The following is a 13,945-nucleotide window of genomic DNA, read 5'->3' on the forward strand; positions in this document are numbered from 1 at the left end:
GCAATCCAGGGGCGGCAGAGCTCTGCACCCCCTTGGATTGCTTCGCTGCGCTCGCAATGACGGCATGGCGAGGAGCGGCAGAGTTGCGGATCGCCCGAATGCGCGCAAGCCCGCCCCTCGCCTCAGGCCCCGACCTTGGCGAGCACGTCAGCCCGCAGGAAACGCTCGATGAACAGCATGAACAGCACCGAGGGCACGAGCAGGATCAACGCCGTGATCGAGGCGACCTGATAGTTGCCGCCCATCGCCGCGTTGTAGAGCAGCAGCGGCAGCGTCGTAACCTGCGGCACGCCGACGAAGAAGGTGCCGGTGAACTCGTCGAGCGACTCCAGGAAGACGAAGATGCCGCTGGCGATGATGCCGGGCGCGGCCAGCGGGAGCGTCACCGAGAAGAAGGTCCTCAGCGGCGAGGCGCCGATATTTCGCGCGGCGAGCTCAAGGTCGCGGTCGACGGCGGCGAAGGCAGCGGCCGCGATCCAGACCGAATAGACGAGTCCGTGCGCGGCATGGACGAGCACCACGGCGAAGACCGTGCCGTTGATGCCGATATTGTAGAAGACGCGCGCGACGTTGATGTAGATCGCGACCGAGGGGAAGGCCTGCGGCAGCAGGAAGAGCACCATGAAGAAGGCGCGCACCGGCAGCTTCAGCCGCGCCAGCGCATAGCCGGCGGGAATCGAGAGCGCGAGCGCGACGATCACCGTCAGCACCGCGATCCAGACCGAGGTGCCGAGCGAAGCCATGGCGTCGCCGGTCGGCCGGAAGACCTGCTCCCAGTAGCGCGTGCCGTAGACGACCGGCAGCTTGTATGGCGTGTACCAGCGCTCGGCGACCGACCAGAGCGCCAGATTGACCAAGGGCCCGATCAGGAAGAAGGCGAAGGCCGCGAGCGCGAAGGCCGCAAGGATCATGCGCAGGCCGGAGACGGCACGGATCATGGCGTGCCCTCCTTCGCCATGCCGCGCTTGAGGTAGATGATCGCCGCTCCGGCCGAGATCAGATAGGTGATGACGCCGAGCGCGTTGGCGGTGGCGTAGTCGCCATAGGCGTTGATGCGGAAAGCCATGTCGACGGTCAGCATGGTCGGCTGCGAGCCCGCCACCATCATCGGCACCGACAGAACGGAGAGCATGGTCACGAAGGAGAGGACGAGCGCGACGAGGAGCTGCGGCATCACCTGCGGCAGTGCGAGCTCGACGAGGACGCGCATCCGCGAGGCGCCGAGATTGCGGCCCGCCTCCAGCGTCGCCCGATCGAGCGCGGCGAGCGCCCCCGCTAGCAGCAGCGCGACGAAGGGCGTCTGCTTCCAGACGAAGGTCGCGATGATGCCGCGCCAGTCGAGGAAGCTCATCGCCTGCAGCGGCTCCATCAGACCAAGCGAGACGAAGGTGTTGTTCATCAACCCATTCTTGGCGAGGAAGGTGCGCATGCACTGCGCCGCGACGATGAACGGGATGAAGAGCGGCCAGCGATAGAGCGCCTTCAGCGTGCCGACAATGTAGCGGTTTTCGCCGAGCGTCAGCGTGCCCGCGATGACGATGGCGGCGAGCCCCGTCAGCAGGCAGGAGGCGAGCACGATGATGACAGTGAAAAGGATGTCACCGGAATAGAGCTCCCAGGCCTTCCCGAAGGCCTGCAACGAGAAGCCCCCCTCCGGCCCGGTGAAGGCCGAGATCAGCGAGAAGCAGAGCGGATAGAGGAACAGCGCCGCGACGAGCGCGAGGCCCGGCGCGATCAGCAGCAAGGCGAGCTGGCGTTGGGAAAGGGACATTCTCGGTTCCGGCTAACCATTCGCGGTGGGCTGGAAAGGTCGTCATGGCCGGGCTTGACCCGGCCATCTCTTCAACCAGTGCGACCTGGTCCCGAGATCCTCGGGTCAAGCCCGAGGATGACGGTCTCTGAAGGTGAACCTCAGTTCGCGACCTTCTTCTCGTAGCCCTCGAGGATGTCGTTGAAATAGGGCGCGATCGGGAAGGGCTTGCCGTTCTTGGCCAGGTCAGCCGGCGTGACGTCGGTGAAGAGCTTGTCCCAGGCGGCCTTGTCGAGCTTGCCCTCGAGGTTCTTGGCGTCGATGCCCGGATACCAGTTGAACTTCTTGACGATGCCGTCGGCCTGGACTTGGGGGCTGGTCGCGAGCGCGATGAACTCTTCCGCCAGCTTCTTCTGCGCCGACTTCTCGGGCACCGCGTAATACATCGGCTGGCCGGGCATGCCGGGCGAAACGAGCTTCAGCTTCATGTTCGGCGGCAGCTTGCCGTCGGCCTGCCAGGAATAGAACATATCGACCCAGACCGGGCCGATCGCGATCTCGCCGCGGTTCAGCATGTCGAGCGTGCCGGCATTGCCGGGCGTGATCACGACGTTCTTGTTGAACTCCTTGAGATCGGCGAAGGCCTTGTCCCAGCTCGTCTTCGTGGCCGCGTCATAGGGGCCCTTGATCAGCTTGTCGGCATCGCCGCCGAAGGCATAGACCCAGCCGGCGACGAAGGAGACGCCGGACATGCCGCCCTTGATGCCGTTATAGCCGAACTGCTTCGGGTTCTTCTTCGCCCAGTCGGCGAGCTCGGCGAAGGTCGCCGGCGGTGTCTTGACCATGTCGGCATTGTAGGCGAGCGCGGTCTGCGACTGGAACATCGGGATGACGTAGCCGGTAACGTCGGTGCCGAGGGAGTTCCTGGCGGCGTCGCCGGTGGCGAGCTTGGCCGTGTCGACATTGGCCGTGTACTTGTTGAGCAGGCCTTCCTTGACCATCTGGCCGGCGGCCTTCTGGTGGATGACCACCACGTCGAAATCGGTCGTGGCGGCGCCCTTCTGAGCATCGAGCTTCTCGTAGATCTTCTGCGAGCCGGAATCACCCGGGCCGGTGCCGACCGAGACGACCTTCACACCGGGGTGAGCCTTCTCGAACATCGGCCCGAGATAGTCCTTGACGTAATCGACCATGTTCTGGTCGCCGGCGGATGCGACGTTGAGGGTCTGCGCGGATAGCGGCGATGCCACGATCAGCGCGGCGAGCGAGCAGGCAAGCGTGAGGATGCGCATGTGTCTGACTCCCTGTCAGGCGGCGATCCCGGCCTCGGTCGCCGGGAAGATGTGAAGGCGCTGCAGCGGAATGCGCAGCCCGACCTTCGTTCCGAGTTCGTGACGGCCGACGTCGTCGACCGTGATCTGGCGGCCGGCGGCCTCGACCTTGTAGCGATAGATGCCGCCGGGATAGGCGCGCGCGGCGATGGTGCCAGGGACGACGAGATCGCCCCCGGAAGCCGCCGCATCATGCGCATCGAGGCTCGCGACATCGTCGCGGAAATAGGCGAGCGCCTCGCCGGCCGGCAGCGCGGCAGCGCTTTCGCCCGCAAGGCTCGCGCGGGCCTCGCCGGCGGCGACGGAAGCCTGGCCCTCGCCCCTGTTGATGCTGAGCGGCAGCACGTTCTCCGCGCCCATGAAATTGGCGACGAAGGCGCTCGCCGGGCGGTCATAGACCTCCTCGGGCGTGCCGACCTGGGCGACGCGTCCCGCCTGCATGATGACCAGGCGATCGGCCATGGTCATGGCCTCCTCGCGGTCATGGGTGACGTGGACCGCAGTCAGGCCGAGCCGCTGCTGGATGGCGCGGATCTCGTGGCGCATGGTCATGCGGATCTTGGCGTCGAGGTTCGACAAGGGCTCGTCGAGCAGCAGGATGCCCGGATCGATGGCGAGCGCGCGACCGAGCGCGACGCGCTGACGCTGGCCGCCGGAGAGCGCCGTGACCTTGCGGTCCTCATAGCCGGCAAGGCCGAGGAAGCTCAGCATCTCGCCGACCTTGGCGGCGATCTCGGCCTTTGACCTGCCGCGCAGCTTGAGGCCGTAACCGATGTTCTGCAGCACCGTCATATGCGGCCAGAGCGCATAGGACTGGAAAACCATCGCCATGCCGCGCTTCTCCGGCGGCAGCCCGGCGACATCCTTGCCACCGACGACGATCGATCCGGACTCGACCGGCACGAAGCCCGAGAGCGAACGCAGCAGCGTGGTCTTGCCGCAGCCGGAGGAGCCGAGCAACGCCGTGAAGCTGCCGGGCGCAAAATCGAGATCGATCCCGTGCAGCACGCGCGTGCCGCCATAGGCGACATGAAGTCCGCGCACGCCGATGGCCGCGCCGCTGCCCGCTCTGGCTTGCGTTTCCGGCTGCAAGACGCCTACTCCCCCACTTGGTCTTATTGCCGGATAATGGAATGTTTCTTCCATTGTCGGCATTGTTGAAATAAACATTACGTACGGGGCGCACTATGTGCAAGAGCTTTATGAAGGGCGCATGACAGCACGAATTCATTCTCTCTGGCTCATGGCCGAACCCGCCGACGAGGCAATGCTGACCGAGCTCGTCGGGGAGCTGTCGGGCCGCTTCGGCACCCCGCTTTTCGCGCCGCACCTCACCCTCCAGGGCGACACAGAAGCGCCGCTCGCAGAGCTCGAACGGGCCGTGGCGGCCGCGGCTGAAGCCGTTCCGGCCTTCACGACCCCCATCACCGTCGTCGAGGGGAGCGAGGCCTTCTTCCGCTCCTTCTATGCGCGCTTTGCCGTCTCGCCGGCGCTCGCCGCGCTGAAGCGGGCGCTCGACCCCGCCGGCTTCGACAGCTTCATGCCGCATGTCTCGCTGCTCTACGGCTCGGTCGAACCTGTGGCGAAGGCGGCCGCCATCGCCGAAGTGAATGCGCGGCTCGCCGGCCGCAGGATCCGCTTCGACCGCATCGGCGTCGTGACTTCGGGGCAGGACATCCCGATCGCCGAGTGGCGCGTCGTCGCCAGCGCCGCGTTGCGTTCGGCTTAGACGACGCCGTCATTGCAAGCGAAGCGAAGCAATCCAGGGGCGGCAGCGCTCTACGTCTCCCTGGGTTGCTTCGTCGCTTCGCTCCTCGCAATGACGGGAAGCGACGCGTTTAATCCCCGGTCAGCTCGCGATTGCGGCGGCTCATCTCATCGCTGTAGCGCTTGATCGCATGAGCCTCGCTGAGGATGCCGACGAGGCGGCGGCTGTCGCGATCGGCGACCACCGGCAGCGCCTCGCTCTCGGCCTCATCGAAGAGCTTCAGCGTGTCGCGCACGGACATATCGGCCAGCAGCATCCGGTCCGGATGGTGCAGCAGGTGGCGGACAGTGCGCGGCGCCGGCTCGGCCGCGGCTTCCTCGCCGAGCGCCGGGTCGGGCTCGTAGAGCGCGCCGGGCGGCACCATGCCCACATAGGCGTCGCCGGGGCCGACCGCGACGAGATAGTTGGTGGAACCCGGCGGGTATTTCAGCCGCGCCTCGGCGATGGTGGCGTCGGCCGCGATCTTCGGCACCTCGATGCGCATCATGCTGCCGGCGGTGAGGTCCCGCATCCAGCCCACGTCATGGGCCCCGCGGATGCTCTCGCCGCGCAGATGGAAGCGCCAGGTGGCGAAGGAGAAGCCGAAGAGGCGCCGGGTGACGAGCGAGGCGGCTCCCGCCGCGCCGACCACGGCGAGCGTCAACTTCAGATCGCCCGTCATCTCGAGCGCGAGCAGCGCCATGGTCATCGGCCCACCGACGATCGAGACCGCGAGCGAACTCATGCCGACCAGCGCGAACAGCGTCTCGTGCCCGGCGAGATTGGGAAAGGCGAGGCTCAGCACGCCGATGAAAAGGCGCCCCGTCAACACGCCGAGCAGCAGCGAAGCGAAGAACAGGCCGCCGCGGAAGCCCGAGCCGATCGAGACCGACGAGGCCAACGCCTTGGCGACGAGCACTGCCGCAAGCAGCAGCAGGCTCGTATCGATGCCGAGATAGAGGTTGATGGCCCCGTGCCCGGCCGAGAACACCGACGGATTCCAGATCGCCAGGGCGCCGACGACGAGACCGCCAAAAGCGGGCCGCAGCCAGGTCGGGATCCGCGAGCGCCTGAAGCCGGCCTCGACGAAGGCCGCCGCGCGCATCACGAGGATGCCGACCAGGCCGCAGGCGGCGCCGAGCATGACGACGAGCGGCAGATCGGAGACGACGATCGGCCCGATCGGCGGCACCTCGACGGCAAGCAGCGAGGGCGCCAGCAGGCTGTGGGTCACCGTCGCCATGAAGGTCGCGGCCATTACCGGCACGAAGGCGGCGATCGAATAGCTGCCGAGGATGAGCTCGAAGGCATAGAAGGCGCCGGTCAGCGGCGCGTCGAAGGCCGCACCAATGGCGCCACCGGCGGCACAGCCGACCATCAGGCGCATATCCGCCCGGCGCAGGCGCAGGCGGCGGCCGATATGTGAGGCGAGCCCGCTCGCGGCCTGGGTATAGCCGGCTTCCAGGCCGACCGAGGCGCCGGCGCCGCTGGAGCCGATGGTCTGGAGCGCGACGAAGACGCTGTCGCGCAGCGACATGCGCCCGCCATGCAACGCATTGGCCTCGATCGGGTCGACCGGCTGCTTGCGCCGGCGGAAGAACAACCAGGAAGCGAAACCGATGGCGAGGCCGCCCAGCACGGGGCCGACGAGCGCCCGCCAGGGCGGGATATTCGTGGTGATCGACAGGCGCTGCCCCTGTGACAGGCCGAAGACCAGCTCGTGCAGCAGCTGCGTCGTGAAGGACATCGCCAGCACGATCAGGCCGGCGAAGACGCCGATGACCGAGGCCAGGAAGACGACGCCGATCTCGCTGGAGCGCAGGAGCACGCGCCAGCCCTGCGGCGCATCGCCGGTTCCCACGGCGGCTTCGGAGGCTTTCACGGTGATCACGGCAAGGCCCGCCAGGCTCGTTCGTCACATCCGCCCGCGGTCGCATATCGGCGCGGCCGGAACAAGACCGCATGGACGGCGCCCTGCGCGAGTCGCAAAGCCGCCATCCGTCAGGAGACCGGCACCGCCAGCCCGGCCTTGACCCGGTCCATGGCGACGAAGGAGCGGAACTTGCGGATGTTGGGATTGGCGAAGAACAGCCGCCGCGTCAGCGCCTCATAGGCCGCCATGCTCGGCACCAGCACGACCAGCATGAAATCGACCTCGCCGGTGACGTAGTAGCATTGCTGGACCTCGGGCGCGGCAACGAAGGACGACTTGGCCGCATCGATGTCCGGCGCCGTCTCGCTGACCAGCTCGACCTCGACGAAGAGCGTGATCGGATGGCCGAGCGCCGCCGGATCGACCACCGCGACATTGGCCCTGATGACGCCGTTCGCCTCCATGCGGCGGATACGGCGCTGCACCGCCGGTGCCGAGAGATTGACGCGCTCGCCGATCACCCGCTGCGGCGTGGTGTTGTCCTGCTGCAGGATGGCGAGGATCGCCCGGTCGAAGGCGTCGAGGTCATGAGCGGTCGGCGCGGGCATCGGCTCTCTCGAGAAACAAACTTGCATCAGCCATCGATAAATCCAGCGCCTTTTTCGCGTCGCTTGCAATATCCATTCGTCGTCATTCAGCGAGGTCGCCATGTTCCTGCTCAATCACCACGCCGACTACCGCTCCGCGCTCCACGCCGACGACATCGCGACGCTCGGCCCGGCCGGGGCGGATGCGATCGCGGCGCATCTCGCCCAGCGCGCGAACCATGCCCCGACGCCGCTGCACAGCCTGCCCGGCCTCGCCGTCGCGCTCGGGATCGGCGCGCTCTTCGTCAAGGACGAGGGCCAGCGCCTCGGCCTCGGCAGCTTCAAGGCGCTCGGCGGTGCCTATGCGGTGATCCGGCTCGCGCTGGAGGCGGCCTCCGCGAAGCTCGGGCGCACGCTCGGGGACGCCGAGATGAACGACCCGGCCGTCCGCGCCGTCGCCGCGGGCATGACTTTCGCCTGCGCGACCGATGGCAACCATGGCCGCTCGGTGGCGCAGGGCGCGCAATTGCTCGGCGCCAAGGCGGTGATCTTCGTGCATGGCGGCGTCAGCGACGAGCGCGTCGCGGCGATCGCCCGGTTCGGCGCCGAGATGGTGCGCGTTTCCGGCACCTATGACGATTCCGTGGTCGAGGCCGCCCGCGTCGCGACGGAGCGCGGCTGGACCATCGTTTCCGACACCTCCTGGGACGGCTATGAACGCATCCCCGGCCTGGTCATGCAGGGCTACACTGCCATCGCCCGCGAGGGACTGGCACAGATGGCCGAGCGACCCACCCATGTCTTCGTGCAGGCCGGCGTCGGCGGCATCGCGGCCGCCCTCGCCGCCCAGATGCAGACCACCTTCGGCGATGCCCGGCCCTTCTTCACCGTGGTCGAACCGTCGCGGGCGGCCTGCATCTTCGAGGCGGCCCGGCTGGGGCACCCGGCCAAGATCGCCCATGGCGAGCCGACGGTGATGGCGATGCTCGAATGCTATGATCCCTCGCCGCTGGCGCTGCGCGTGCTCTATCGTGCCGCCGACGCCTTCCTGACCGCGGAGGATGCCGATGCCGTCGAGGCGATGAACCGCCTCGCCCGCCCGGCGGCGGGCGATCCGGCCATCGTCGCGGGCGAGAGCGGCGCGGCCGGCCTCGCCGGGCTGATCGCGGCATTGCGCGATCCGGCAGCGCGCGCTGCGCTCAAGCTGGACGGCAATTCGCGCGTCTTCCTGGTCAACACCGAAGGTGCGACCGACCCGGAACGCTATGCCGAGCTCGTCGGGCTCCAGCCGGCCGAGGTCGCGGCGTGACCGCATCGGCCCCGGCCGGGCGGCTGACGCTCTATTCGCAGAGCCATTCGCCCTATGCGCGCAAGACCATCGTCTTCGCGCATGAGGCCGGCATCGCCGACCGGCTCGCCGTCATCGACCACGAAACCAGCCCGACCAACCGCAACGCAGCCGTCTTCGCGGTCAATCCGCTCGGCAAGGTGCCGGTGCTGATCACGCCGGAGGCCGGGGCGGTCTTCGACTCGCTGGTGATCTGCGATTATCTCGACGGGCTGCATGGCGGCCCGCGCCTGATCCCGGCCACCGGGCCCGCGCGCTGGCAGGCGCTGCGCCTGCATGCCGTGGCGCAGGGGCTGTGCGATGCCGGCATCGCGCTGCGCTGGGAGACGCTGCGGCGACCGGAGCCTCTGCGCTACGCGCCCCTGGCCGAAGGGCAAACGGCGAAGCTCGTCGATTCCTACGACCTGCTGGAGCGGGAGACGTTCGACGGCCCCGTCGATATCGGACAGATCGGGCTGGCGACGGCGCTGGCCTGGCTCGCCTTCCGCGCCTTGCCGGATTTCCGGCCCGGCCGCCCCCGGTTGACGCGTTGGTACGAGACCTTCTCCGAGCGCCCCTCGATGCGGGCGACCTCCTATTATGGCGAGACCCAGGACGGCCCTCGCACGCCGACCATTGCCGGATGACCGGCTGACGTCGTAGCAGGGGCGCCGCGGCCCGCGATCCGGCCGCGCCGGAGACCGCCCATGAAGCTTCGTCCCGACACGCTGGCGATGACCGCCGTCCTCGCCATGCTGACGGCGCTTGGGCCGCTCTCCACCGATTTCTATCTGCCTTCGCTGCCCGAGATCGCACGGGTGATGCAAACCGACGTCGCCGGCGCGCAGGCGACTTTGTCCTCCTTCCTGTTCGGCTTCGCCGCCGGGCAGATCTTCTGGGGGCCGCTCTCGGACCGGCTCGGGCGCAGGCCGGTGCTGCTCGCGGGGCTGAGCCTGTTCGCGCTGGCGACGCTGGCTTGCGCGATCTCGCCCACGATCGAGGCCCTGACGCTCGCGCGGGCGGCGCAGGCGCTCGGTGCCTCCGGGCCGATCGTGCTCGGCCGCGCCATGGTGCGCGACCTCTATGACGGCCCCCGGGCCGGCCGCGAGCTCGCACGCATGGGCATGATCATGGGGCTGGTGCCGGCGATCGCGCCCGTGATCGGCGGCGTGCTGCAGGTCGCCTTCGGCTGGCGCTCGACCTTCGTCGCCTCGCTCGCCTTCGCGCTCGCGCTCGCTGTCGTCATCATCACGGTGATGCCGGAGACGCTGCGCGTGCGCTCGCCGCAGCCGCTGTCGCCGGTCGCGATCTTCCGCGGCTTCGGCACGCTGCTGCACAACCGCGCCTTCCGCGTCTATGTCGCGCTCACCGCGCTGGCCTATGCCGGGCTCTTCGCCTTCATCTCCGGATCGGCCTTCGTGCTGATCGGCGTCTACGGGCTGACGCCGGTCGAGTACGGCTTCTCCTTCGGTTTCGGCGTGCTCGGCTACATCACCGGCACGATCATCGCCCAGCGCCTGGTCGGGCGGCGCGGCATGGACGGCGTCATCGCAATCGGCGTGCGCTGCCTGGCCGGCGGCGGCCTCGCGATGCTGGTCGGGGTCCTGACCGGCATCGGCGGAGCGGCCGGCGTCGTGCTGCCGATGGCGATCTATGCCTGCGGCGTCGGCCTCACCATGCCGCAGGCCCAGGCCTCGGCGATGATGCCCTTCCCCGACCGCGCCGGCGCGGCCTCATCCTTCAACGGGCTGTGCCAGATGCTGCTCTCAGCCTGCATCGGCCTGCTCGTCGGCCATCTGTTGAAGAACGCCGCGCTGCCGCTGCCGCTGGTGATGTCGGCGCTGGGTGTGGCCGCGCTCGTGCTGTTCCGGGCGACACGCGGGATCCGGGCGGCGAAGAGCTAAGCTCTTGCCGGCCGGACTTACCCCGACCGCCCATGCCTTCCCTGGTGAAGCATGGCGCTCAAGACCTGGATGCTCGCCACAAGGGCGAGCATGACGCGCTCTGAAATTCGGTTGTGGCCACGGGCTCCGGGCCCAGGCCTTCGCCTGCCCCCGGACTGACGGCGAGCTCCCTCAGCCGCCGAACAGCCGCTCGAAGAAGTTGCGCTCCTGCGGCGCGGGCCTGACCCAGGCGCGATCGCCCTCCGGCTGGACGCCGGCCGGCGGTATCCGGGCATCGGCGACGGGCGCGCCATCGCCGAAGATGGTCTTCGGCGCGCCCTGCCAGAAGCCGCCCGGCAGCGGCACCGGCTGGGCGCCGGCATGAGCCGCCTTCATGTACTTGCCCCAGATCTCGGCCGGCAGGCCGGCGCCGGTGACCCGCTTCATCGTGGAGTTGTCGTCGTTGCCGACCCAGACGGCGGTGACGAGCCGCCCGGTGAAGCCGACGAACCAGGCGTCGCGGTAGTCCTGGGTGGTGCCGGACTTGCCACCGACCTCCCAACCCGGAAGATTGACCTTGGAGCCGGTGCCGCCGGTCATCACCGCGTGGAACATGGTGTTCATCATCGCCAGCGTCTGCGGCTGGATCACCGGGCCGAAATTGTTCGCCTTGCGGGCATAGACCACCTTGCCGCTGGTCGAGCGGACCTCGCGGATGACATAGGGCAGGACCGACTGCCCGCCATTGGCGAAGCTGGCATAGGCCGCGGTCATCTCGAGCGGGGTGACCTCCGAGGTGCCGAGCGACAACGAGGGGTTGGCCTGCAGCGGCGAGCTGATGCCGAGGCGCTGCGCCGTGCGGACGACCTCGCGCGGGGTCACCTCCTGGATCAGCCGCGCCACCACCGTGTTGAGCGAATGGGCGAAGGCGGTCTGCAGCGTCACCGGGCCGCGGAAGGTGCGCGAGTAGTTCTCCGGCTCCCAGCCCTTGATCGAGACCGGCGAGTCGTCGCGGATCGTGTCCGGCGTCATGCCCTTCTCGATCGCCGTCAGATAGACGAAGGGCTTGAAGGAGGAACCCGGCTGGCGCCGCGCGGCCGTCGCCCGGTTGAACTGGCTCTTGGTGTAGTCGCGCCCGCCGATGAGCGCGCGGATCGCGCCATCCGGCGCGAGCGAGACCACGGCCCCCTGCGTGGCGTGCAGCTTGGCACCCTGCGCCGAGAGCGCGTCGACCAGGATGGTCTCGGCCGAGCCCTGAAGCTTGGTGTCGAGCGTGGTCAGCACCGTGACGTCGCCCTCGACGGCCCCGATGAAGTCGTCGAGCACGTCCATGACGTAATCGGCCGCGTAGTTGACGGAACCGGCGCCGACGCGCTCGGGCACTTCGGCCGGAGCGGTGAGCGCGGATTTGGCCGCGGCCTGCGAGATGAAGCCCTGGTCCGCCATCGCCGTGATGACCAGCTGGGCCCGCTTCTCGGCCGCATCGGGGTTGCGGTTGGGCGCCAGGCGCGAGGGAGCCTGGACAAGGCCCGCCAGCATCGCCGCCTCGGCGATCGTCACCGAGCGCGCCGACTTGTTGAAATAGCGCTGCGCCGCCGCCTCGACGCCATAGGCGCCGGAGCCGAAATAGACGCGGTTCAGATAAAGCTCGAGGATCTGGTCCTTGCTGTAGGTGCGCTCCAGCCAGAGCGCCAGGATCGCCTCCTGGATCTTGCGGGCGGCGGTGCGCTCCTGCGTCAGGAACAGGTTCTTGGCGAGCTGCTGGGTCAGTGTCGAGCCGCCCTGGGCGACGCCGCGGCCGCGCAGATTGGTGACGAGCGCGCGGGTGATGCCGATCGGATCGATGCCGAAATGCTCATAGAAGCGCCTGTCCTCGATCGCGACGAAGGCCTTCGGCAGATAGGGTGGGATCTCGCCGATGGTGACGGTGCGCCCACCGGTCTCGCCGCGATTGGCGAGCAGCGAGCCGTCGGCGGCGAGGATCGCGATGTTCGGCGGCCGCTTCGGCACCGTCAGCTGGTCGATCGGCGGCAGCTGCGAGGCATGATAGGCGATCAAGCCGCCGAGCCCGATCGCGCACCACAGGCCGAGCACCATGGTCCAGTAGAACAGCCCGCCGAGCAGCGTCCGCCGCCGGCGCCCGCGCCTGCCGCCGCCGCTCCCGCCCCCACCGCGCTTGCTGCGCTTCGGCGCGTTGCGGAGCTGCCGGCTCGGCTCGGGCCGGGCCGGAGCGTTCTGGAAGCGGACCGGGCGATCGTCGGGAGAAAGGCGCATGTCACCGTCATCGCGGCTGTCGCCGCTCTCATAGCCAAAGGAGGGCTCGCGCCGCTCGCCTCGTGAAATCCGGTTGTTCATCCTGCCCCGTTCAACCCAGGCCGCCATCGCGATGCGGTCCGGTCACACAAGATTCAAACATGGCGCTTTTAAGGGTTCGTAAAGCGTGCAGCGCGGCATGCGGGCAACAGCCGTCGCGAGAACGTGATCAAACTTGCAAGTTCGCAAACGAAATCGTCACCTAGTGGGATATTGCGCAAAATCCGGTGTCTCGCCTAGAACCCCACCTGAAATTTCCGGCCATTGACCGCACATCGTCTCAAGCAAGGACCACCTCATGCAGTTCCTGTCCCGCTTCTCACCCTACACCCTCGGGCTGCTCCGCATCTTCGCCGCGCTGACCTTCATCTCGCATGGCACGCAGAAGCTGCTCGGCTTCCCGGCTGCGCCGTCCTGGGGCATGCCCGCCATGCTGTCGCTGCCCTGGACCGCCGGCCTGCTGGAGATCGTGGGCGGCGCCCTCGTCCTCGTCGGCTTCCTGACCCGTCCGGCCGCCTTCGTCCTCTCGGGGATGATGGCCGTCGCCTACTGGATGGCCCATGGCTCGCAGGGCTTCTATCCGCTGCTGAACGGCGGCGAGGCGGCGATGCTGTTCTGCTTCATCTTCCTCTACATCGCCACGGCGGGCCCCGGCGCCTTCGCCATCGAGTCCCGCAGGGGCTGACGTTCCAGCGACGTCGCGACCATGAAGAAGGCCCGCCTCCTCCTCGGAAGCGGGCCTTTTCCACGTCGGATGCAAGCGCCGGTCAGACCGCGGCGGAAATCCAGCGCGAGAGATCGCTCTTGGGCGCCGCGCCGACCTTCTGCGAGGCGAGCTTGCCGTCCTTGAACAGCATCAGGGTCGGGATCGAGCGGATGCCGAACTGGGCCGGGACCTGCTGATTCTCGTCGACGTTCATCTTGACGATCTTGACCTTGCCCTGCAGCTCGGTCGCGATTTCCTCGAGCGCCGGGCCGATCATGCGGCAGGGGCCGCACCATTCCGCCCAGAAATCCACGACGACCGGCTCGGAAGACTTCAGCACATCGGCCTCGAAGCTCTGATCGGTTACCTTGCTCGTTGCCATGACTGGCTGCCTTTCGGTTGCAACGGGCGGCAAGGCCGCCCTTCGC

13 protein-coding genes are annotated in these 13,945 nt (G+C 68.2%); 5 read left to right on the top strand and 8 right to left on the bottom strand.

Annotated elements, in window-relative coordinates; all coding sequences use genetic code 11:
- Window positions 1–122: 122 nt before the first annotated feature.
- The 4 genes from B5Y19_RS23060 to B5Y19_RS23075 all read right to left on the bottom strand — a co-directional run bounded on the left by B5Y19_RS23060 (window position 123) and on the right by B5Y19_RS23075 (window position 4,125).
- Window positions 123–938 (bottom strand): ABC transporter permease, encoded by an 816-nt coding sequence (locus B5Y19_RS23060; RefSeq protein WP_055730114.1) that lies wholly within the window; start codon window positions 936–938, stop codon window positions 123–125.
- Window positions 935–1,771, bottom strand: a complete 837-nt coding sequence (locus tag B5Y19_RS23065; RefSeq protein ID WP_055730115.1) for an ABC transporter permease — start codon at window positions 1,769–1,771, stop codon at window positions 935–937. Before B5Y19_RS23065 ends, B5Y19_RS23060 begins: the two co-directional genes overlap by 4 nt.
- 140 nt (window positions 1,772–1,911) lie before the next feature.
- On the bottom strand, window positions 1,912–3,042 hold the full coding sequence (locus B5Y19_RS23070) for an ABC transporter substrate-binding protein (RefSeq protein WP_055730116.1): 1,131 nt from the start codon (window positions 3,040–3,042) through the stop codon (window positions 1,912–1,914).
- Window positions 3,043–3,057: 15 nt separating this feature from the next.
- Window positions 3,058–4,125: an ABC transporter ATP-binding protein gene (locus B5Y19_RS23075; RefSeq protein ID WP_244555701.1), complete on the bottom strand. Its 1,068-nt coding sequence runs from the start codon at window positions 4,123–4,125 to the stop codon at window positions 3,058–3,060.
- 169 nt (window positions 4,126–4,294) lie between these two features.
- On the opposite strand from B5Y19_RS23075, the gene B5Y19_RS23080 reads away from it, so the two are divergent.
- Entirely contained in the window at window positions 4,295–4,810 is a 516-nt protein-coding gene (locus tag B5Y19_RS23080; RefSeq protein WP_139384528.1) for a 2'-5' RNA ligase family protein, read from the top strand.
- 109 nt (window positions 4,811–4,919) lie between these two features.
- Here B5Y19_RS23080 and B5Y19_RS23085 read toward each other — a convergent pair whose 3' ends face one another.
- A complete protein-coding gene (locus B5Y19_RS23085; RefSeq protein ID WP_244555702.1) occupies window positions 4,920–6,719 on the bottom strand; it encodes a chloride channel protein in 1,800 nt (599 codons plus the stop codon).
- A 110-nt stretch (window positions 6,720–6,829) separates the two neighbouring features.
- On the bottom strand, window positions 6,830–7,309 hold the full coding sequence (locus tag B5Y19_RS23090) for an Lrp/AsnC family transcriptional regulator (RefSeq protein ID WP_055730118.1): 480 nt from the start codon (window positions 7,307–7,309) through the stop codon (window positions 6,830–6,832).
- A gap of 100 nt (window positions 7,310–7,409) precedes the next feature.
- On the opposite strand from B5Y19_RS23090, the gene B5Y19_RS23095 reads away from it, so the two are divergent.
- From B5Y19_RS23095 to B5Y19_RS23105, 3 genes are read left to right on the top strand one after another with little or no spacing between them, the layout of a single operon-like run.
- Window positions 7,410–8,597 (top strand): diaminopropionate ammonia-lyase, encoded by a 1,188-nt coding sequence (locus B5Y19_RS23095; RefSeq protein ID WP_055730119.1) that lies wholly within the window; start codon window positions 7,410–7,412, stop codon window positions 8,595–8,597.
- A gap of 23 nt (window positions 8,598–8,620) precedes the next feature.
- A complete protein-coding gene (locus B5Y19_RS23100; RefSeq protein WP_055730145.1) occupies window positions 8,621–9,262 on the top strand; it encodes a glutathione S-transferase family protein in 642 nt (213 codons plus the stop codon).
- A gap of 60 nt (window positions 9,263–9,322) precedes the next feature.
- On the top strand, window positions 9,323–10,519 hold the full coding sequence (locus B5Y19_RS23105; RefSeq protein ID WP_079592168.1) for a multidrug effflux MFS transporter: 1,197 nt from the start codon (window positions 9,323–9,325) through the stop codon (window positions 10,517–10,519).
- 171 nt (window positions 10,520–10,690) lie between these two features.
- Here the strand turns inward: B5Y19_RS23105 and B5Y19_RS23110 are convergent, their stop codons facing one another.
- Window positions 10,691–12,853: a transglycosylase domain-containing protein gene (locus tag B5Y19_RS23110; protein ID WP_411914168.1), complete on the bottom strand. Its 2,163-nt coding sequence runs from the start codon at window positions 12,851–12,853 to the stop codon at window positions 10,691–10,693.
- A gap of 256 nt (window positions 12,854–13,109) precedes the next feature.
- Between B5Y19_RS23110 and B5Y19_RS23115 the strand changes: the two genes are divergently transcribed.
- On the top strand, window positions 13,110–13,496 hold the full coding sequence (locus tag B5Y19_RS23115) for a DoxX family protein (RefSeq protein WP_079592169.1): 387 nt from the start codon (window positions 13,110–13,112) through the stop codon (window positions 13,494–13,496).
- 82 nt (window positions 13,497–13,578) lie between these two features.
- Here B5Y19_RS23115 and trxA read toward each other — a convergent pair whose 3' ends face one another.
- Window positions 13,579–13,899, bottom strand: a complete 321-nt coding sequence (gene trxA, locus B5Y19_RS23120; protein ID WP_055730122.1) for a thioredoxin — start codon at window positions 13,897–13,899, stop codon at window positions 13,579–13,581.
- Window positions 13,900–13,945: the final 46 nt, after the last annotated feature.

The organism is Allobosea thiooxidans, from assembly GCF_900168195.1.
Classification (GTDB): Bacteria; Pseudomonadota; Alphaproteobacteria; order Rhizobiales; family Beijerinckiaceae; genus Allobosea; species Allobosea thiooxidans.